Origin of the sequence: Actomonas aquatica, from assembly GCF_019679435.2 — a bacterium.
Classification (GTDB): domain Bacteria; phylum Verrucomicrobiota; class Verrucomicrobiia; order Opitutales; family Opitutaceae; genus Actomonas; species Actomonas aquatica.
In genome coordinates, this window is record NZ_CP139781.1 from 3399861 (window position 1) to 3421608 (window position 21748).

At 62.7% G+C, this 21748-nt stretch carries 12 protein-coding genes; 1 reads left to right on the forward strand and 11 read right to left on the reverse strand.

Features of this window, described 5'->3' with window-relative positions:
* Positions 1-2: 2 nt before the first annotated feature.
* The 10 genes from K1X11_RS13215 to K1X11_RS13260 all read right to left on the reverse strand — a co-directional run bounded on the left by K1X11_RS13215 (position 3) and on the right by K1X11_RS13260 (position 16433).
* Positions 3-1040 (reverse strand): AAA family ATPase, encoded by a 1038-nt coding sequence (locus K1X11_RS13215; protein ID WP_221032584.1) that lies wholly within the window; start codon positions 1038-1040, stop codon positions 3-5.
* Positions 1041-1182: 142 nt separating this feature from the next.
* Positions 1183-2577 carry a hypothetical protein gene (locus tag K1X11_RS13220; protein WP_221032585.1) on the reverse strand — a complete coding sequence of 465 codons (1395 nt, stop codon included), beginning with the start codon at positions 2575-2577 and terminating at the stop codon, positions 1183-1185.
* A gap of 28 nt (positions 2578-2605) precedes the next feature.
* On the reverse strand, positions 2606-5158 hold the full coding sequence (locus K1X11_RS13225) for a S9 family peptidase (RefSeq protein WP_221032586.1): 2553 nt from the start codon (positions 5156-5158) through the stop codon (positions 2606-2608).
* 220 nt (positions 5159-5378) lie between these two features.
* Positions 5379-8783 (reverse strand): TonB-dependent receptor domain-containing protein, encoded by a 3405-nt coding sequence (locus tag K1X11_RS13230; RefSeq protein WP_221032587.1) that lies wholly within the window; start codon positions 8781-8783, stop codon positions 5379-5381.
* A gap of 178 nt (positions 8784-8961) precedes the next feature.
* Positions 8962-9834 (reverse strand): FecR family protein, encoded by an 873-nt coding sequence (locus K1X11_RS13235; RefSeq protein ID WP_221032588.1) that lies wholly within the window; start codon positions 9832-9834, stop codon positions 8962-8964.
* A 4-nt stretch (positions 9835-9838) separates the two neighbouring features.
* Positions 9839-10411: an RNA polymerase sigma factor gene (locus K1X11_RS13240; RefSeq protein WP_221032589.1), complete on the reverse strand. Its 573-nt coding sequence runs from the start codon at positions 10409-10411 to the stop codon at positions 9839-9841.
* A 149-nt stretch (positions 10412-10560) separates the two neighbouring features.
* Positions 10561-13959, reverse strand: a complete 3399-nt coding sequence (locus K1X11_RS13245) for a TonB-dependent receptor domain-containing protein (RefSeq protein WP_221032590.1) — start codon at positions 13957-13959, stop codon at positions 10561-10563.
* Positions 13960-14155: 196 nt separating this feature from the next.
* Positions 14156-15016: a FecR family protein gene (locus K1X11_RS13250; RefSeq protein ID WP_221032591.1), complete on the reverse strand. Its 861-nt coding sequence runs from the start codon at positions 15014-15016 to the stop codon at positions 14156-14158.
* Between the two features lie 12 nt (positions 15017-15028).
* Positions 15029-15595 carry an RNA polymerase sigma factor gene (locus K1X11_RS13255; protein WP_221032592.1) on the reverse strand — a complete coding sequence of 189 codons (567 nt, stop codon included), beginning with the start codon at positions 15593-15595 and terminating at the stop codon, positions 15029-15031.
* Between the two features lie 124 nt (positions 15596-15719).
* Complete coding sequence (locus tag K1X11_RS13260) at positions 15720-16433, reverse strand: energy transducer TonB (protein ID WP_221032593.1); 714 nt, start codon at positions 16431-16433, stop codon at positions 15720-15722.
* A gap of 255 nt (positions 16434-16688) precedes the next feature.
* Between K1X11_RS13260 and K1X11_RS13265 the strand changes: the two genes are divergently transcribed.
* Complete coding sequence (locus K1X11_RS13265) at positions 16689-20801, forward strand: ATP-binding protein (RefSeq protein WP_324725978.1); 4113 nt, start codon at positions 16689-16691, stop codon at positions 20799-20801.
* On the opposite strand, the gene K1X11_RS13270 is transcribed toward K1X11_RS13265, so the two are convergent.
* Positions 20798-21451 (reverse strand): response regulator, encoded by a 654-nt coding sequence (locus tag K1X11_RS13270; protein WP_221032595.1) that lies wholly within the window; start codon positions 21449-21451, stop codon positions 20798-20800. The two genes, K1X11_RS13265 and K1X11_RS13270, sit on opposite strands and share 4 nt — an antisense overlap.
* Positions 21452-21748: the final 297 nt, after the last annotated feature.

Here is a 21748-nt window from a genome sequence, read left to right on the forward strand (position 1 = left end):
GCTCAGGGAACAGGCAGCTTGGCGAGCAGCGACTCGACGATGGATTCGGCGGACACCTCTTCGGCTTCCGCTTCGAACGTGGTGATGATGCGGTGCCGCAACACCGGTCGCGCCATCGTCTTCACATCCTGCGGCGTCACAAAGTGGCGGCCCTGCAACAGCGCATGAGCCTTGGCCGCCAGGGCGAGGTTGATGGTCGCGCGCGGCGACGCGCCGAATCGCACCATGCCATCGAGCTCGGGCACATGTTGCGCGACGGACCGAGTCGCGACCACGAGGCGCACGATGTAGTCCTCGACCTTCTCATCGAGATACACCTCGTCGACGAGATCGCGCCAGCGCAGCACCTGCTCGCTATCGATGACGGACTCGAGTTCGGTCTTCGGATGACTGCGCGCCATGCGCCGCAGAATTACCTTTTCCTCCTCCGCCGAAGGGTAGTCGACCACGACCTTGAGCATGAAGCGGTCAACCTGTGCCTCCGGCAGCGGATAAGTGCCTTCCTGGTCCACCGGATTTTCCGTGGCCAACACCAGAAACGGTTCCGGCAGGCGATAGGTGGTTTCGCCAATCGTGACCTGATGCTCCTGCATGGCTTCGAGCAGAGCGCTTTGCACCTTGGCCGGCGCCCGGTTGATTTCATCGGCCAATACGATGTTGGCAAACAGGGGACCCAACTTGGTCGAATACTCGCCGCGTTGCGGGTTGTAGATCAGATTGCCGATAAGGTCGGCCGGCAGCAGGTCGGGCGTGAACTGGACGCGATGGAACTTGGCGTGCATCGAAGCCGCGAGGGCTTTGACGGCCGTGGTTTTGGCCAGACCCGGCACGCCCTCCAGCAGGACGTGACCATTGGTCAGCAAGCCGATCAACAGAGCATCAACCAGTTGGGGCTGACCGACCAGCACCTTGGCGATTTCTTCGCGCACACCATTCAGATCCGCGACAGCGGCGTTGATGGCACGGGAAAGTGATTCGGAAGGCGTGGCGGACGGGCCACGAGGCGAGCGGGTGGAAGGAGGAGACACAGCGACAGACATGAGCGGGTGGAGCGAAGGCCAGCAGGCCGGTTGTCTCTGAGGAGACGTCTACCGGCGCACCGAGGCGAAGATTGCGTATGGTAAAATTAGCCTATCGGACGGATGACCGGAGGCATGGGCGGGAAGTCACCGGGAGCGCGGCTCAGCGGGCCGCGCTTTCCAACTCTGCGGCGGAGATCGCAAAACCGATCTGCGCCATCGCCTGGTAGAACGCGAGTTGGTTGACCTTGTTGGTGAAGTTGCGCGCCGCGAATACGACCCGGCCTTCGGCGTCGAGCAGGAGGTTGTTGCGACCACTCAACTGCAAATTGTGGTAGGCGCTGCTTTGGATACCCTTCTCGATATCGATATCGATCGCGATCGGGTAGTTGAAGCGGCTCACATCGGGCATCCAGTTGAGCATCATCTCGTCCTTCACATCCGGCGTGATGCCGAGTCCGCCCACGATGCAGACCACCGCGAGCCCCTGCTCTTCATACTTGTCCTTCATTTCCTGCAGGACGCGCATCTGGGCGAGGTGGGTGTCGGCATTGCCGGTCACCTTGGCCGCTTCACCATCAAGCACACAGATGTAGAGGCCCTTCTTGCCTTCCAACAAGCCCTCGAGCGTGAACTCGCCACCGTCGTGGCCCGGCAGGGCAAAGTCGGGCGCTTCGGCTCCCATGCGCACCGGATCGGTTTCAATCAACGGCATCTTCGCCGGACGTTCCTTGTCCCACGTGGCGACCGGCAGCGCGGTGTTGATGCGGAAATTGCGATACTTTTGGGAGTAGACGTCACCGTCGAAGTAGGTGTCGACCTGATACACGAGCTTGTCGGTGCCGACATAGATCTGCTGCCGAATATCGGTGCGCTTGGTGCTGTATTTGATTTCGACCACCTGGTAACTCCGGCCTTCCAGCGTGCGCTCCCCCAGGAGGATCAGTCGGGTGTCACGATCGTAGGCCGACATGTTGGTGTCGAAGAGACTGATCGAGCGGCGCCACAGACCATCGGTGGGATCAAACGAGATGCCCTTCGGATCGAAGAAGAACTGCACCAGGAAATTCTGACCGAGATAAAAATTCTCGGCGCGCACCGGCTGTTCAAAGGCCGCGAAGTTGTAGCGGTTGATCTTGGTAACCGTCACCCCGTCGCTCACCGCGATGAGGTTGCGTTCCTCGACCACGGCGCCGGTCACCCGCTCGACCCGAAACTTGTTGGGGCGCTCGAGATAGATCTCGGACTGCTTGTCGAAGTTCTTGGTGGAACCTCCGCGGGTCGATTCGAAGTCCGCCACCAACGACTGCAGGCTGAGCAGCTTGGCTTTGGCTTCGTCGAGCAGCGCCCGTGCCTCCGGGTCTTGCCGGGCGGCTTCCTCGGCGGCCTCCTTGGCCTCCTCTTCGGCGGCGTCGACGCGGATGTAGTTTTGTGCGGTGAGCGACTGAGCGAGCCCGCTCAACAACAGACCGCCGACCAACAGGGAACGCAGGCGCGTCCCCGTGGTTGAGTGACGAATGGTGTGCACGGCGGCAGGAATGGAATTCGGGAAGTGCATGAAGTGGGTGTGGTTTTGCGGTGGCAGATTAGCGGGCGGTGCCCGAGGGCTCCGTTTCGGGCGTGGGCGGAGTGTTCGGTGGGGCCGGCGGCACGCCCGGCGTGGTGGGCTCCGGCGTCGGATCACCGCCCTCCGGTTCCCCCTCACCGCCATCGGTCGCACTGCCACCGAACATGAAGCTGCCTTGGTCGGCGGCCGCGGTGATGGCTTCGCCGCCGAGCAGATGCTCGCGGAACCACCCCTGCACCCGGCGATGGGCTTCGATGCCGGTGTTGTGGCCCTTGCGCAGGTAGCGGGCGAAGATGACGTTCTTGTTGAGGTGCTTGAGCGCCTTGAAGGATTCCCAAGCGTGACGCACAGGCACACGGCGGTCGTATTCGCCGTGCACGATGAGCAGCGGCGTCTCGATCTTGTCAAAATTCATGATGGGCGAGGCCTCGACGTAGCGCTGCGGGTCCTCCCAAAGCTGCTTCACAAAACGCCCCTGACCATACTCGTGGTAATAACCGGAGACATCACCGCCGCCCATGTAGTCGGCCACCCAGTTGGACAAACCGGCCAGGCTGGCGCCCGCCTTGAAACGGTTGGTGCGCGACAGCATCACGTTGACCATGATGCCACCGTAGCTCGCGCCCATGATGCCCATGCGGTCCTCGTCGACAAAGCCGGTGGCCAGCACCGCATCCATCGCAGCATTCACCCCGTCGGCAATCTGCTGGGACGGGTTTTCATACACGCCGGTGTCGGACATCGGAATGTCGGCAAACAACACCGCCATGCCTTCGCTCAACAGCCCGTGCAGCGAATCGTCATAAAAGCGCGCACCGTCCTCGGCGCGTTCGTCGACCTGCGAAAAGTTCTCCGAAGGGTAGCCACGGAAGATGAGCGGGACCTGGTTGTCCGGGCTCGCTTCGTCCGGGAGGTAAAGCAGACCAAAGCCCTTGTAGCCGTCGGGCGTCGTCCACGCCAACTGCTTCGACCGCGGGTAGCGGCGCTCGGCGAGTTGGCCATTGAAGGTCGTGAGCCAACGGGGTTCCGCGCCGGGGGTGAGTTCGACGCTGCGAAGATTCATCGCGGATTCCGCCGTCTGGCCGGTGGTCACGAGCGTGTTCACGTCACGCCCGGTCGTGAGGGTGAGGTTCGTCCACACCTCCATCTCCGCAACAAGCGTGTTTTCGCCGGTGCGAGGATCGAGCAACCAAACCGTATCCAGGCGCTCGAGACGTTGGCGGGTGACGATGGCCGCCAAACCTTCGTCCGTCAGCGCGACCTCACGGAGGTTGCGCGCCGGCAGGATGCGGATCGTTTCCTGCGGTTGGTCGGCGGTGAGATTGCGGGGCGCTTCGCCTGCGGCGACGGGAATCGACCACACATCGGACTTGCCCACCGCCAGGAGCGATTTGCTGTCCGGCATCCAGAGGGGATTGAAGAGGAAACCGAAACGCGGACTGTCGTAAACGTGGGTCAGGTTTTCGCCGTAACCGAGACCCTTGCCCTCCTCCGCCAGCGCGACGTCCTTGGTCAGGTTGCGCACCGTGCCGGAGCTCGGCTCAAAGAGGTAAACATCACCGGTGGAGGACCGGCCGACGGAGGCGTAAGCGATGTAGTGACTATCTGGTGACCAAACCAACGCCGGGTTGCCATTGGTGCCCATGGAGAAGGGCGGAAGAAAGGTGTTGGTGTTGTTGGTGGGCACATCCGTCAGCACCGGATCAATGCGTTCGCCGCGGAAGTCGGACCAGCCCGCCACCCGATCCTCAAGCCCTTCGAGATCGATCTCCGGCAGTTCCGAGACCGGAATGTCGTCGGTCGCCAGCAAGTAAACGTCGCCGAGGTATTGCTGGCTCCAGGAACCGGAGAGCTTTTCATCGGAGTTGCGCTTCACCTGCATGGCGGCGAGGGAGCGTCCGTCCGGCGAGAGGTAGATCTCGTCGATGTCGTTTCCTTTGGCCAGTAGGCCCACCCGACCGGATGCGACATCAAGCGCCAGGATCAGACTGCGGTTCGATTCCGCGTAGGCCTCTTCGTATTCCTTTTCGAAACGGCGGCGCTTCGGATCGGTGTCATAATCACCCGACAGCTCCAGCACGACGTTGTTGTCGCTCGTCGGCGGGTTGTCGTCATCCGGGTGCGATTTCGGCCACGGCAGGTTTTGATTCAGGACAAAATAAAGCACCGAACCATCCGGGGACCAAACCGGCGGCAGGCGCGGATACAGCTTGCGCGGGAACTCAAAAACCTCGCGCACTTCCTTCGAATCCGGATCGGCACCCAAGGGCCACAGAGTGAGCGCGTAGCGGCCCTCGCGGCGGTTGCGAAAAGCGAAGATCTCCCCGGCGGGATCCCACGAGCCCACCGGCGTGCTGGCGTTGAAGGTCCAGCCCGACTTCACGTTGGCCATCTTGCCGGTGGTGAGGTTCACCATGCCCTGCCCCTTCGTGGTCGAAAACACCGCCCATTCACCGTCCGGGGTCAGCATGAGACCGGACGAGCTGACCCGCAGGCCGGCTGATATCTCGCGCGGCGACGCCGGCTGCGCCTCCTCGGTGGCCGCGACCGTCGACCAGGCCGACGTAACCAATATACTGATACAAAGTAGACGAAGAGTTTTACCGAGGGCTGTCATAATCTTATGCCTCCCACTGAACGCCGCCGGACGCACGCGGGCCACCAACTGCTTTGATGAAATTGGCCTACAACGTCGCTCTGCGGCGCCCGTTCGGATGGAGGCGGAAAAGCAAAAGGCCGCGGGAACAAATCCCACGGCCAGGCCAGCCCAAGCAGAGTTCCGAAAGCGAAACTCAGAATGCCTTTTTGACGGTCAGTGAATAGCTGCGCATGTCCTGCACACCACCAAAGGGACTGAGGTAGAAGCTCGTGTCGTAGTAGGGATCGAGCCGCGGCACGGTATCGAACACGTTGCGCACGTTGACCTGCACCGACAGACCGTCGAGCAGACGGCGACCGACGCCGCCGAGTCCGGTTTCGCTGCCGTCGCGCGCCGGCCCAAACGTATAGCCGACAAACATATCGTGGAAGGTTTGCGAGGGAATCACTTCACGACCACCCGCCCGCACATAACGACGGCTGTAGGACGTCGGGCTGTCCGAATAATAGGAGCTGCCGACGGCCGCATACTGTTTGTAGGCGCCGAAGTAACGCGTGGTCCAACCCGCGGACCATTGGCGCCAGGCCCAGTTGACCGAGAGGTTGGATTTGTAACGGGCGGCGCCGTTGGGCTCGTTGGGGAAGCCGGCTCGATCAACCGCCGGAGTGGTCAATGAGGTCTGGGTGACGAGATGGTCGATGATCGATTGTGCCCCGATCAGTTGGAACTGACCAAACGGCGTGCGCAGGTCGTAGCTCGCACTGATGTCCCAGCCTTCGGTGGTGCGGCGGTAGAGATTAAGACTGCTCGTATCCACCAGGGTGATCATGCCGCCAGCGTCCCGCGTGATGCGATCCGGCCACTGCTCGGCCAGATCCACAATGGCCTGCGCCGAGAGTGAACCGATGGCATCGAACTGATCGATGGTGTAGTGCTCCAAGTTGAGGCGCAGTCCGCGCAGCGCCTCCCAGGAGGGTTCCCAGATCACCCCCAGATTGAGACTGCGGGAGTTTTGCGGCGTCAGGTTGGGGTTGCCGCCTGAGACGGTCTGCACGGAGACCTGCGTTTGGGTGACCGGATCGAAGACGTTTGAAGGATAGGTGTTGGGGATCGGGTTACGCACCAGTTGCGACGGCGTGGGCGGCAGAAACGCGGTGGCCTGCGAGGCGCGAAATGAGAGCTCCTTCACCGGGCTGTATTTGAAACCCACGGTGTAGTTGTGGGAGTCGTAGGTAGCCTTGGTGAAATATGGCTCACCATCCAACGTGGGTCCGGTGTAGTAGCTGTAGGGCGGATCCGCGTTGGGTCGCTCCCCCATCGATACCGTGCCGGCATCAACCCGATAGTGTTCGGTGCGACCGGAGAGCTGCAGCTCGAGATCATAGAGGCCGGGCAACCAATCGGTCTTCACCAACGGCACCGCGGTTTCGAGATAACCAGCGAAGGTCTCCGCCTCGCGCGCAAAGTAAGTGCTGTTGAAGTTGTTCTCGGTCGTGATCGGGTATTCCAACGAAGACTTTCGCTCCGGCGAACGAGACGCACGGTATTCGGCGCCCACCGTGAGATTGGCCTGGCCCCACGGCAGCTCCGGCAGACCACCGGCGGCCCGCACCGACAGATCGTGCAGGCTGTTCGAGCCGGAGTAGGTTTGCGGCGAATAATACTTCCGGTGATCGACCTGATACATGATCGAGTCGACGAAGGGGTTCAGGTCGCCGCTCAACAGATCGTTGGTGCGCGCGGTGCCGTCGATCGAGATCCACAGGTATTCAAACGTGTTTTCCGACCACGTGTAATCAACGAGTCCGGTCCAACCGCCCGGCAGGTTCAACAATCCGCCGAGAGTGACACTCTGGCTGATCGAGGAGGTGTCGCCCGGGGACTCGTAGTCATCGGGCATCCAAATGTAGACGCGCGAGTTGAAGGGGTTGATCACGGACTCGGCCGGCACAATCACCTGCGAGGTCGAGGTGAGCGGTTGGAACGCATCGTTGCGATTGTAGGAGAACCCGGCGTTGAGCTCGAGCCATGGCGTCATCTCGCGCCGAATGCTGGCTTGCAGCGAGGTGGTTTCGATCTCGTTGCCGATGGTGCGATAGAGGCCGGTCGGCTGCTGGGAGGTCGGCGGGAGATCGTAATTCCACTGGCCCGCGTTGGCGAGCAGCGCCGCCGCCAGCTCTTCCGGACTCGTGTCGGGCGAGGTGCCGGCCGGGACGTAGGTGATCTCGGAGCCGAGCGGCGTGCCGTCTTTGAAGTATAGGGGACCATAACGGCTCGCGAAGTATTGGATGATGTTCGGCAAAGCACCAGGCCACGGCGTTGCGCTGCTGGAGACGTAACCCGGCGAGTTTTCCTGAATGATGTCGATGTTGCGACGGAAGAGCGGGGCGATGTCCTGCAGGCGCAGCGGATCGGTATCGGACCACGCCGCCGACACGCTGACATGCGTGCGGCCGTCTTCGAGCGACATGCCGTAGTTCATCGCCAGGCGCCGCGTGGGTGCGTCGGCATCAAAGTAATTGTCGTAGCCAACGCGGATTTCGCCGCCCTGATAGTCGCGCTTGAGGATGACGTTGATCACGCCGCCCATCGCGCTGCCGCCGTAGATGCCCGAAGCCGAAGATGGCAGCACCTCGATACGATCAATCGCGCTGAGCGGAATCCCGTTGAGATCGGGTTGGCTTTCATTGCCGGTGCCACGCAACACGCCCGCCATGCGACGACCGTTCACCAACACCAGCGTCTTGTCCGCGCCGACGCCGCGCAGGTTGATGCTGCTGACGTTGCCGTCCAAGGTCGGTGCGGCGCCACTGGAGGCGCCCGACACCTGATTGGCCGACTGCACGGTCGTGTTCATCGTGAGCCGCTGCTTGAGAAAGTCGTCCACACTCACGGCGCCCGACATGTCGATCGTGGCGGAGTCGAAGATGTAGTAGGGCTGCACGTCATCGATGGTGCGCGGGATATCCATATTCCCCATCGCGAAGGGCTGCGTGCGAAAGCCTTCGACCACGTAGGAGTCGAGCTCCGCGACATGATCGGTCCGACCACGCACCACCACGGGTTGCATCTCAGTGTAGTCGGCGGCGCGGCGCAGGGTTTCACTGCCGAGGTTGATTTCCCGGCCGTTTTGCACGGTGAGATTGGTGATATGCATCGTCTGATACCCCTCGGCCGTGACCACGAGGGTGTAGCTGCCCACCGGCAAAGAACGGAATACGAAGTCGCCGTTGTAGTCGGTGCGCACGCGACGACGTGAACCACCAACCTGCACCAGGATGCCATCGGCCGAACCGCCATCGGCTTTAAGAATCGTGCCACTCAGCGCGCCGATCGCCCGACCGGACTTGCGCGACGGAGAGATGACAAAGTTGCGATCCGTCGTTTGCGCGGCGACATAGCCGGTGTCCCGCAGAAGCAGATTGAGCGCCTCCGCCGGTTCCATCGTGCCGGTGACCGCGGGCGTCTCCACACCGTCGAGTTGTTCACCATACAGCACCTGCATCTCGGATTGTTGGGTAAACTCGCGCAGGGCATCGGGGGCTTTCTGAGCCGCGATTTCAAAGCGGACCGGTGCGGCGCACGCGACTCCAGTCATCCACGCCAGGAAGACCAGGCTCAGCAGCTTGCGCCCGGGATGACGCAAAGACGTTAACAATCGAATTGCAGATAGGTTCATGCCCCTTGCCACGAACCAACCGCCCAAACCCCGTAGCCAAATTGACCAAAATTTTTCCTTTTTCGCTACTGTGGTCATCGCAAACGACAAAACCACCTCACTGCTGGGCCGCTGCGGCGGCTCGCAGCCCGACGTAAATCGAACCGTCGGCACGGTGCTCCACGTGAATCGGCAGCGCAGCCTGCAAGGCCAGCAGCAGCCCGCGGAGATCGTCCATCGGATAGTTACCCCGGACCCGCAACTGCGCCGCTGCCGCCGAAACTTCCACGTGTCGCCCATGAAACGCACTGAGGCGCCGCAACGCTTCACCGAGTTCCACGCCATCAAACGCAAACTGGCCATTCCGCCACGCCGTGATGCCGTTCAACTCGTCAGCCGTGAGCGCACGCACGCCAAGACCGGAGACGTATTGTTCACCAGGCTGCAGCACCGCCCCGACATCGTCGCGCACGGTCAGACGCACACCGCCCTCCAACAAGGTGAGCTCCGCCTCGTCGGCGGTGTTGAGGCGTAGGTTAAACTCCGTGCCCGTGACGGTCACATCGCCCGCCCCCGTGCGCACGACGAAGGGATGAGCCTCGTCCTTAGCCACCGTAAAGAAAGCTTCGCCGGCCTGCAGGTGCACGAGACGCCGCCCGAAGCGGAAGTCCGTCGAGAGGCGGGTGGTCGCGTTGAGTTCCACCGTGGATCCATCAGGCAACTCCAGGTGCTGACGCCGCGCCACGGCCACCGTGACCGCATCGGTGTAGAGCGCCCACGGCATCACCCAGAACAGGCATACCAGCAAGGCCACCGCTCCGGCGGCGCCCGCCACCCGTCGGCGACGGCGGTGCCGGTCCCGCCGACACTGCGCCTCCACTTGCTGCACAAAATCATCCTTCAGCCCGAGCTCGCTGGGCCAGTCGAGCACGTCCCCTCCCTTGTCGGTCACCAGAGGTTTGTCAGCCGGGTTCTTCGGTTTGCGTTTCATCGGATCAATCGCGCAACGAACACACGCCCTGACCGCGCAGGAAGGTTTCGCAATGCCGCACGGCGTTGCGCACGTGCACCTCCACGGTGCGCTCAGATATCTGCAGCTTGGTCGCGACTTCGCGTTGGCTGAGTCCACGGAACTTGTGCCACAGGACCACCTCGCGACAGCGCGGCGGCAACGCCGCCACCGCCTGCACCAGCAGTTGGTAGCGCTCGTGCATCGACAGAATTTCGATCGCGTTCGGCGCGTCATCCACCACCGCTCGGCCGAGATCGGGGTCGGCATAAAGATCAATCGGGGAACGCCGTCCCCGGCGCAGCCAATCGATGGCAATGTTGCGCGCGGCGATGAAAAGAAACGCCTTGGCCGACGCGATCGGCTGCACCGCCTGTCGCTTCCAGATCTTCAGGTAGGACTCCTGCACCACATCGTCCACCTCGCTGCGCACCCCGGGAAACGAACCCGACAGCCAGGACTTCAATTGCCCACCGTGCGGGTGCACCTCCTGTTCGAACCAGTGCTTGGCCGAGCGTTCGCTCAGCGCAGGTGAAGAGGTGGTGGACGGTGAACTCATGGGCTGGTGGCTAAGCAATGCGCACACCAAGCCCATCCGTCGCGGCCTTCGCGTTTGGTTATTTTTGCCTACGCGCCCGCAGAACGAGGCCCAAAAAAGGGGCCGGCGCGCGTGCACCGACCCCGTGAACAGCAGACTCGCGAGAACCTTTAGAACTCCTTCTTCACGCTCAGCCAATAGCGGCGCAACTGGGCGTTGCCGTAGGTGCTCATGTAGAAGTTGGCCGAGTGATAGGCATCCAGCGGCGGCACCGCATCGAAGACGTTGCGCATGCCGAACTGCAGCGAGAGGCCATCCAGCAGTCGTTTGCCGGCGGCGCGGAACTTGGAGTCGCTCGGCGACTCGCTCCACGGTTGGTTGCCGAAATCGTAGCCCACGTAAAAGTCGTGATAGATCTGCGACGAAATCACATCGGAGCCTTGGCCACGGAGGTAGTTGTTCGGATAGGGGGCGCCGTCAAACACCTGGACCGAAATCGGACCACCGGCCGCGCCATACTGCTTGTAGGACGGAAAGTAAGTGGTGGTCCAACCAGCACTCCAACCCCGATGAGCCCAGCTCAGGGTGGCGTTGGTCTTGTAGCTGGCCGCGCCACTTTCCAGCGGGGATCCCACTCCGTCGGTTTCCTCTCCGTCCTGGCGGATTTGGTTCCGCAGACCGAGAATGAGCGAGTGCGCCGCCTGAAGGCTGAAGGTGCCCATGCTGGTCTTGTGGTTGTAGAGGACATTGAAGTCCCACCCTTCCGTCTCACGGCGGTAGAGGTTCATGTAACTCGTATCAACCGTCGTGATACGGCCGGTCTCATCCCGGATAACCCGTTCCGGATAGAACTGCTCCTGATCCACAATCGACTGCGGCGCCAGGGTGCTGATCGCATCGAACTGCTGGATGCGGTAGTACTCCACATTGAGTCGCAGGCCGCGCAGGGCCTCCCAGTGCGGCTCCCAGATGATGCCGCCATTGAAGCTCTCGGAATTCTGCGGCGTGAGATCCGGATTACCGCCCGTGATGCGTTGGACCGAGACCGTATTGCCGGAAACCGGATCGATTACATTGGTCATGCTCGGATTCGGGTTCGGAATGGGCACCAGTTGCGCCGGCGTCGGCGGCAGGAATGCCGTAGCCTGGGAGATGCGCAGCGTGATGTCCTCAATGGGTTGATACTTCAGACCGTAGGTGAAGTTTTCGGAGGAGTAGCTCGCTTTTTCGATGATCGGCTCGCCGTCGATCGTGCGGCCCGAAAAGCTCCGCGGCGGAGCAGGGTCCTGATTGTAGTAGATATATTCGGCCTGAGTGCCGTTATCGATTTCGTTGCTCTCGATGCGACCGGAAGCCTGCAGCTCAAAACTGTGCACCGCCGGGAAACGATCCTCCTGCACGAGAGGCACCGAGGCTTCCGCGTAGAAACTGTCCGTGGTGGAAGAGCGCGGGAAGAAAACGAAGTTGTAGCTGCTTTCGACCGTGATGGGACGCTCCGTCCGCTGCCAACGATCCGGGGTGTTGGCGCGACGGTGTTCCAGACCCACCGTAATCCGCGGATTGCCCCAGGGCAGCGCCGGCAGCAGACCCGAACCACGCAGGGCAACATTGTTGAGTCGCGAATCGCCGTAGAACGTGACGGTGGAGGCGTAGTCCTCCAAACCCACCGGGAAAGCCAGGGTGTCGAAGAACGGGCTCATTTCACCATTGGCCAACGCGGCATTCATCGCGGTGAAATCCGAGCTGGAATTAAAGTAAGTGTAGATATTCTGGGACCAGGTGTAATCGAGCGACACCACCCACTCCGCCGGCAGGTTGAGCAGCGCACCGATCGAAGCCGAACGGGTCTGCGACGAAGTGTTGATCGGCATCGCCAGCGTGGTGGGGAAACGGATCGTCACGTCTTCGAGGAACGGGTTGCCGGGCGCGGATGCCGGAATATTAAAACCGTTGGTGAAGGGCGTCATCACCGAGGTGGTGGAATTGTCCGCGTGCCCAAACTCTGCATACATCTCCAGTCGGTCGGTCATCTCCCGCTGCACACTCAGTCGCAAGGATTCGTTCTTCGGCGTCGAACCAAAGGGGCGCAGCAGGCCCGTGTTCGGCTGGATGGTCGGAGGCAGATCAAAGTTCCAGGTGCCCGCATTGGCCAGAAGGTCCGCGGCCAGTTCCTCGGGCGAAGCGTCCGGTGACATTCCGGCGGAGATAAAGGTGTTGCGGCTGCCGAGCGAGGTGCCGTCCTTCAGCGTCAGCGAATCCACCGCAGTGGAGCGCGGAGCGATGTTGGGCAGTCCTCCCACCGGAGGGTAGGTCAGGGAATTGAAGAACGTGGGATAGTTGCTCTCAATCCGCGCGCGGTATTCGTCGTAAATCTCCCGGCGGTCCTGAAAGAGCAGCGGTTTGCTGTCGGACAACGCGGCGTTGAGCATGACGCGCGTCCGGCCGCCCTCGAGGGCAAAACCATAAGTAAGGGAGGCAGACCGGCGCGGGGTGTCGCTGTCCCACGTGTTTTCATAGTTCAGGCGAATTTCTCCACCATTGTAGTCACGCTTCAGAATCACGTTCACGACACCGCCAACCGCACTGCCACCGTAGATGCCGGAGGCGGAAGTCGGCATGACCTCGATCCGGTCGATCGCCGAGAGCGGGATGCCATTCAGGTCGGGCTGCACCGCGGCGGTGTTGAATTCACTCACCCCCGCCATGCGTCGACCGTTGACCAGCACCAGCGTCTTGTCCTCACCGAGACCACGAAGGTTCACCGTGCTGATGTTGCCGTGATTGCTGGCAGAGTCCTGGCCAAACGCCTGCACCACCGTGTTCATCGTCACGCGTTGGCGCAGGAAGTCCTCCACGTTGACCGCCCCCGAGACATCAATCGTATCAGCATCAAAAACGTAATAGGGCTGCACGTCATTCATAGTGCGAGGGATGTCCATGTTGCCCGCGACGAAGGGCTTGGCACGCAGGCCCTCGACGACATAGCGGTCCAGTTCCAATACTTCGTCCATGCGACCGCGCACCATGAAGGGCTGCATTTCCGAGACCGTGTCGGCCGGGCGCAGGGTTTCCTGCCCGAGCACCACCTCGCGACCGGCCCGCACGACCACATCGGTGATGTGCATGGGTTGATACCCGTCCGCCGTGACCACGAGCGTAAACCGACCGCGCGCCAGACCCGCGATAATGAACTCGCCATCCCGGTTGGTGAGCGCGGAACGTTGTGAACCGCCCACCTGCACCTGAATCCCACTCGCCGACGAGGTGTCGGACTTGCGCAGCACGCCGCTCACCGAGCCCGTAGTGGCCTGTCGGATACGTCCGATCACGAAGTCGTCGCCGCGCGTCTGGGTGATCTCGTAACCCGAGCCTTCGAGCAGGCTGGCCAGCGCCACCCGCGGCAGGTAGGCGCCGATCACTGCTCGGGTCCGCACCTCGGTCAACTCATCAAAAACGTAAACCACCTGCACCCCGGATTGCTCAGAGAACTGCTGGAGGGCCGTGGCCCCGTCCTGCGCCGGAATATTGAAGTTCACTTCCTCGGCCGCTCCAGCGGCAGTCCAAGCCATGAGGCCCAGCACAACAGCGAAGACGCGAAACCAGGATCGTCGGCGATCCAGAACAAGTCGAAGGCTTCGCGGTGACGAAGCGCCAAGTAAGCATGGTGAAGTCATGCCTCTGGGACGAACCGTTGCTGAAAACTACGCCATCCGGGCGGCAAATTTGCCCCAATTTTTTCCGCGCCGACGTTTCGCATGTCTCGATTCACTGCGCGCCGATCCGATGCACGCCGTCGGGATCGAGGCTTACGCGCAGCGCCCGGGTCGCCGTCATCGTCGCGAGGAACTCATCGAACGAATCCAGCGAACAGGTCCCGCCCAGTCGCAGCGTGGCGACCGCCTCGTCGACGCGAATGGGTTTGTCATGAAATGTGGATACACGGGCCGCGGCTTCCGCCACCGTGATGCCATCGAGCACCAGTTGTCCGTCCCGCCACGACACCGCCCGCTGCAACTCGTTCGCCGAAAGGGTGAACAGCCTCGACTCGTCGCCGTTCCGCAATTGCTGGCCCGGAGCCAGAGAAACCACCGTCTCGTCACCCACCGTCCAATCCACCGAACCTTCGACCAGAGTGACCTCGACCTCCCCCGAACCCGCCAAACGCACATTAAACGCCGTGCCCGTCACACGCACTGCGCCCCGGGGCGTCTCGACCACGAACGGCTTTCCCTCGTCGGAACGCACCGCAAAGTAAGCTTCACCCTGCTCAAGTTTCACCACCCGCCGGCCGTAACGGAAATCCGTCCACAGCCTGGTCTGCGCATTCATGTCCGCCGTCGACCCGTCGGCCATCGCCACCGTTTCGCGGCTGCCCGCCGGGGTCTCAATGGCTTCGGTCTGCATCGCGTAGGGCACCGCCCAGAGCAACAGCGCCGCCACACTCAAAGCGGCACCGGCCGCCTTCACGGCCAAGCGGCGCCGCCGTTTCCGCTGCCGCACCTGCAGCTCGATGCGATCGACCAAATCATCCGCCCAGCCTTGCTGCCGCACCCGATCCAATAGGGTTTGATCACATTCCGGCTCGGCGGAAGAGGGGGAGCTGCGGGTGGATGAAGATCGCGACATGGTGAAGTCGTTTCAGCCGAAAAAGCCGGCGATGCCGTGCTCACGCAAGCGGCGTTCACATTGATTGAGTCCACGCAGACAGTGTTTCTCCACCGTGCGCACCGACAGGCCCAGCTGCGCGGCGACGTCCTTCTGCGGCATGCCCCGCAACTTGTGCAAAATCACCACCGCACGGCAACGGTCCGGCAGTTGACCGATGACTTCGGCGAGCAGATCGAGCAACTCACGCGTGATCATCACCTGTCCACTGTCCGGCGTCTGGTCCGCCACTTCGAGTCCCGCCAGATCCGCACTGCGCTCCAGCGGAGCAACCTGCTCCCGTCGCAACCAATCCAGTGCGATATTGCGGGCCACCCGAAATAGGAAGGCCTTGGCCGAATTGATCGGTTGGGCCGCCTGCACCCGCCAGATGCGCAGATAGGATTCCTGCACCACATCATCCACATCGCGCACGGCCGGGAAACGCCCGCGCAGATAGGCTTTCAGCTGACCATCATGCGGATGGACTTCGCGCACAAACCACTGCGTCGACCGGGAATCGGGCGTGGTCGGTGGTGAATTGGTGGTGGAGTGACTCAAAGGCGAAGGGTGGTTTCGGTCGCGCTTCCGAGCAAAAACGACGCCACCCCGGCGCCAGCACGAAAGGAGCGTTTGGTGAATATTGACCAGGCCGATGGGGGCGAGCCGATCTGCTTCTCGATGCTCAACGCCTGAATTCAAAGCGTTGTCGCACCAAGGCCACCACCGCTTCGCCGTCTCGCCGGGGTCGGGAGAACCGCCATTGGCGCACCGCCGCCAGCGCCGCTTGCGCCATGACCTCGCGGTCGGCTTCCAACGCGACGGGCACTCTCACTCCACCGTCTTCATCAACCAAAAACTGCAAAAGGACTTCACCACTGCGCAGGTTGGTCACTTGGGAAAAATCCGGCGGCACATCGATCAGCAAACGCGGCGGTGAATCGAGCTCCTCCGCCCGAAAAATGCGCGCGGCCGCCGGCGCCTCCCCCCCGGAATCGGTGACGGCGAACAACCACTGCTCGACCGGCGTGGTGGTCGCCCAGGAATCTTCGGCCGCCACATGCAACTCGATGCCCACCTGCATCGTGGACCGCCAACCGCGCACCCGCCCCGGTTCAAAGCGGCACGCCCGCAGGTGCTCCAACACCTCCTCATTCGCAGCCGGCCGGTCGGAGGAAAGCACCACGGCATCAAGCAGGTCACCGCGCGCACTCACCAAACCGACCAGTGTAAATATAAGTTCCGATTGGCCTGCCAACGGTCGCAGATTCTCCGCCAGATCCGCTTCCGGGTGCTCAATCAGCGCCGGTGCCACCACCGCGGGACCGGACACCAGCGCACAGCCATTCCAATTGAGAACGGCACCGGCAAACAGGAGGCTGGCGAAACAGAACTTCATTGCGGCGATGCGACCATGCGTGAGGGCCGCCCGGCCGCCGACCAAGCAAAAACCGGTCCGCCTGCGGAGACCGTCCCCAGCTACACGGGCAATTACCCGCGTTGAAGGGTTCGCCCCGGTGGTAGCTGTGATGCGCCCCGCTCCCCCAGATGCCCCCTCCCCCCCACCAAGCCCCGTAGGCGTTTGGTGAAATTTACCCAGCGGGGCCGCTTCTCGTTGCCAACGGCATCCGGGATGCTCCGACCTGCACTCCGCTTGATCGCCGTTTCTTCAACTCCCGCTCGCCACATTCTCGCTGCGTTCACCACGCTTCGCCCGCGAGTCCGGTGGCAATGTTGGCGGAGACGGCGGACACTCCATCACCTTCGAGTCGCGCTCGCGTGCACCGGTCTGCTCGCCGTCACTGCGTCCGGCGTCCTCGGTTGGGATCATCCCCAGGAGGGCCAACTGCTTAGTCGCCGCATCTCCATCTCCAACTATGGCGGACAAGGCGCGGCCTGGGCCGTCGCGCAGGTGCCTACCGGAGAGTTTTTTGTCGGCGCCGACCGGATCTACGTCGTGCGAGGCACCTATCGTTACGCCCCCATCGAAGGCATTCCCGGCCGCAACTTTCGCGCTGTCACCGCCGACCAGAATGGCCGCGTATGGATCGGCGGCTGGGACGAGTTGGGTTACATCGAAGCCGATGAAACGGGCGAATTTGTCTACACGTCGCTGACCGCCGAGTTCAACGCCGCCAGCGAGGGCAACCGCCTCGGCCAAGTCATCGCCGCCGAAGCCCATTCCTCTGGCGCCCTGTTCATCACGGAACAAGGCGCGCACTGGTGGAACGGGTCCCGGTTTCAATCGTGGACCCTCGCCGACGATGCGCCGCTCAACGCGCTGCGACCACAGCTCGACACCCTCTGGGTCCATCGCCCTGAGATGGGCATCATTGCCTTCGCGCGCAGTGGTCCGCGCCTGATCTCTCCGCAATCCCAGTTGCCCGGCGCTCCGGTTTGGATGCTCGCGCCGCCCGAGACCGACGGTTTGTCCCGCCCCGATGGCAAGTGGCGCGACGGCTGGATGTTGGGCACTGCCGATGCCGTGTTTGTGCATCGCGACGCCGCGTGGCACCTCCTGCCCGAGCTCTCCGCCGAACTGCGCGGCGCGAGACCCACCGCCGCCGTCCGCCTCAACGACTCCACTATCGCCATCTCCAGTCAGCAAAAGGGCGTGCTGGTGGTGGATCCCGAGGGCCACGTGCTCAATCGCATCGAAGGCGACCCCACCCTCGGCGACAATCAGGTGCTGTCCCTCTGGCTCGATCACACCGACACGCTGTGGGCCGGCACCGCCCTCGGTTGGACCGAGATCGTTTCACCCCGCGAGATCTCCACCCTTTGGCCTCTCGACGAGAAACGCAGCAACACCATCCGTAGCCTCACCTACGTCGGCGCCGAACTGTTCGCGGCATCGTCCCGTGGCGTATATCGCCTACAGCCCGGCATCGGATCCGACGGACGCGCCCGACTCCTGCCCCTCCCCGCCACGCCCGGCCCCACCTGGACCCTGAGCGCCCATGGCGATGAACTCTACGCCGGCGGCGTCGGCGGGCTTTGGCGACTCGTCGCCGGGTCCTGGCAAATCGCCAAAGAGACCGCCGGCGACGTCCTGGTTTCACTGGCATCACAACATCACCCGGGGCTCATCTTTCACTCCAACGGCACCCGCATCGAATCCTACGCCCCCACCGGAGCCACCGCACACACCATCGAGCTCGGCGAAATCCCCGCGGAGATGATTGAAGGCCCCGATGGAAACCTCTGGATTTCCACCACCTTGGGGACTTTGTGGCAGATGCAACCCACCGCCGCCGGCTTCACCGTGGTCGCCGAATATCGGCCCGGGGCAGGGCTCCCGACCGGCACCACCCGCGCTTCCCCCGGCGCGGTCGGCGAAGAAATCGCCGTGTTCACCGACGAAGCCATTCTCGCGCTCGACGGCGACGCCTTCAGACCCATTCCCGCCTTCCATGGCCTGTCGGTCAGCTCGATCAGTCCCAGACAAAGCAATGGCAAAGCCTATTGGCTGATGGGGCGCCGCCACAGTCCGACGTCCCGCTACACCTTTCTCGCCGAAGCCAGCCACAACGCCCGCAACGGCTGGCAGATCGAAGTGCTCACCGGCGATCGCCTCTACTCCTCCGCCAGCACGCAGGCACTGCTGCCCTCGCGCGATGGAGCCGCGCTCTGGTTTGGATCCACCAGTAATCTCATCCGACTCGGCCCCGACAGCCTGCGCCCTCGTCCACCTCCAGGCATCCCTCGCTTCACCAGCGTGCTGGCCAACGTGCCCGTGCCCGAATCCGACATCGAGCCGTCCGAAACCACCCCGGCCAACAACGAGCGCATTCCCACCGAGGAAATCCATTTCCCCCTCACCCCAAGCGACACCCCGATTCCAGACGAGGCCCAGTCGCTGCGCTTTACCTTCTCCACCGGCTCCGATGTCCGCGACGGCCTGTTTCAAACCCAGCTGGGCGGCCTCGAAACCGAATGGCAGGGACCGACCTCCTACAGCCGCGAGTTCACCGGTCTGGCCGCCGGCGACTATGAGTTTCGAGTTCGCACCATCGATCGGGCGGGCCGGATCGGCCCCACCATCACCTACCCCTTCACCAAACAAGCCCCATGGTATGGGCGGTGGCCGGCCCGCATCGGTTACGTGTTCATTGCGCTCGCCCTGTTTGCTCTCGGGCTGCGCTGGCGTCTGCGCAACCTGCAGCGGAAGAACGAGCAACTGAACCTGATCGTGGAGGAACGCACCCGCGAACTGGCTATGGCCAACTCCGCCAAGATGGAGTTTCTCGCCAGCATCAGCCACGAGATCCGCAATCCCCTCAACGGCATTACGGGCCTCGTCGGTCTGCTCAGCGATGCCCCGCTCGCCCCTCGCGAACGCGAGCTCGCCCGCTCGCTCTCCGCCTGTGCCCGCAGCCTGCGCCGGGTGTTCGACGAGGTCCTCGGCTTCGCTCGCCTCGAGGAAGGTCGGGTGACGGTGCGCGACCAGCCCTTTCGTCTCGCGCCGCTTCTACGCGAAATCGCGCAGGTCTTTTCGGCCGAAGCCACCCAGCGCGGCAATCGCATCGCGGTCGCGGCCGACGACGACTCGCCCGCCTTCCTCGGCGACCCGGAGAAGATTCGCACCGTCATTTCAAACTTTGTCGCCAACGCGCTCAAATACGCGCCCGGCACTCTCATCGAAATCAACGCACAGATCGACCCGATGAGCCCGAACCACAGCGCGGTCAGTCTGCAGGTGACGGATCACGGCCCGGGCATCCCCGCCGCCGAGCAGGAGTTGATCTTCAAAAAATTTGTCCGCGGCAGCGGGGCCGATTTGCATCGAGAAACCGGCGCCGGACTCGGCCTCGCCACCTGCCAGGCCCTGGCCTCCTTGATGGGCGGCGGCGTGGGCGTCGAAAGTGAACCCGGCCAGGGCACCACCTTTTACCTCCAGCTCACTCTCACCCACGCCGCCCGGGAGGCCATCGAGCAACTGGCCGAAGCCGCCTCCACGCAGGACTTGGTCGAGAATCCGGGCCCACCCTCCCAAAAACGGCGAGCCCTCGTGATCGAAGATCAGGAATACAACCAACTCGTCGCCCGCAGCATTCTGGAACGGATCGGCTACAACGTCACCATGGCGTCGAACTCCGACGAGGCTCACACCGCCATCGAAGCCGGAGGCTATTCCCTCGCCCTCGTCGACTGGGATGTCCCCGGCGCAAAAGGGGACGAACTCGCCCCATTGATCCGCGCCACCCCAAGCGGTCAGCAAGTTGCCATCCTCGCCGTGACCGCTCACGACGCCGAAGAGATCCGCGAGCGCTGTCTCAACGCCGGGATGGACGGCTTCCTGGTCAAACCGCTCGACGAAACCCTGCTGCTTCACACCTTGCGGTCACTGCACGAGCGCGGTCGACAGATGACGACGCCAACACCTGCGAGCTCCGGACCGGCGGACTTTCGTGTATTCGAATACTTGGGACGCGGCGATGAGGTCCAGGCCCGTTCAGCCGCGCAGGATTACCTCGCCCAACTCGACTCCGAACTGGACGGTCTGCGCAGCAGCGCTGCGACTGGCAACACCGCCAACATCAGCGCCCGCGCGCATCGGTTGCGGGCCCATGCCGCCGTGGTGCAGTTTGCCGCGCTCAAAGACACCGCACGAAAACTTCAGGAGTGCGCGGTGCGTCAACAAAGCGAGGAGCTTAAGCCCCTGTTGCGGGACGTCGAAACCCACGGCGAACACCTGCGCCGGATGATTGAGCGTTACCTCGCCCGCACGACGGTCACGTCTTCCGCCAACACCCCGAAGACTTAGGAGTCCGGCCGCACCCGGGAGAACCCGTGCTCCAACGCGTAGCGGATCAACGTAGGGGTGCTGTGGATACCGAGGCGCGACATGATGTTGCGACGGTGGTTGCGCACCGTGACCTCGCGCAGCCCCACCTGCTCCGCGATCGTCGCATCGGACCAACCTTGCCCGAAGAGCCGGAGCATCTCCTGCTCGCGGTCGGACAACAATTTGGCAAAGGCATGCGGGTCGGTGCGAAAACGCGCAAAAGCGGCTTCGACCGACGGACTGAAATAGCGTTTCCCGTCCGCCACCCGGCGCAGCGCCTCTTCCAGCATTTCCGGAGAGTGTTCGTTTTTGTCCACAAACCCGTCGACCTGAGACGCCTGCAGGCGGTGCAAAACATAGGACTCGGTATGGGAAGACAGCACGAGGATGCGGGCCCGCGGCGCCACTTCGCGGATCCGGTCGATCAGCTCGAAGCCTTCGACATCAGGCAGTTCCAAATCCAGCAGCACCAGCGCCGGCTGCACCTGCTGGCACAAATCGACCCCAGCTTCGCCCTCCCGCGCATCATGAACATCAGGCGCACCGAAGGCGTCCTCTGCGACCCGTTTTACCAAACCACGAATGATGGCATGATCTTCAATGACGACGATGGGGAGATTGGTTTCCACTACCATAATTGAATCAGCGATTTCGCACCGGGACAACCCGGTGACTCGACACAGGCTAGCAGGACACAAGCCCAGATCCCTTCTCGCGAAGGGTTTGCTTGGTTAATCTGGCCCATATCCGCCGCGGAGATAGGAAACGGTTCTCCCGCGTCTGATCCTCGCTAGGTGACTTGATCCCCTGATAACAGGTATGGCGAAGAAGGGTGCTTCCCCTCCACGAATGCGAAATCCGGGTGTGGGTCCGCAAGCCACCGACGGAAACGCGATGGATCGTCGCCGCACTAGGGGCTGTTTGCA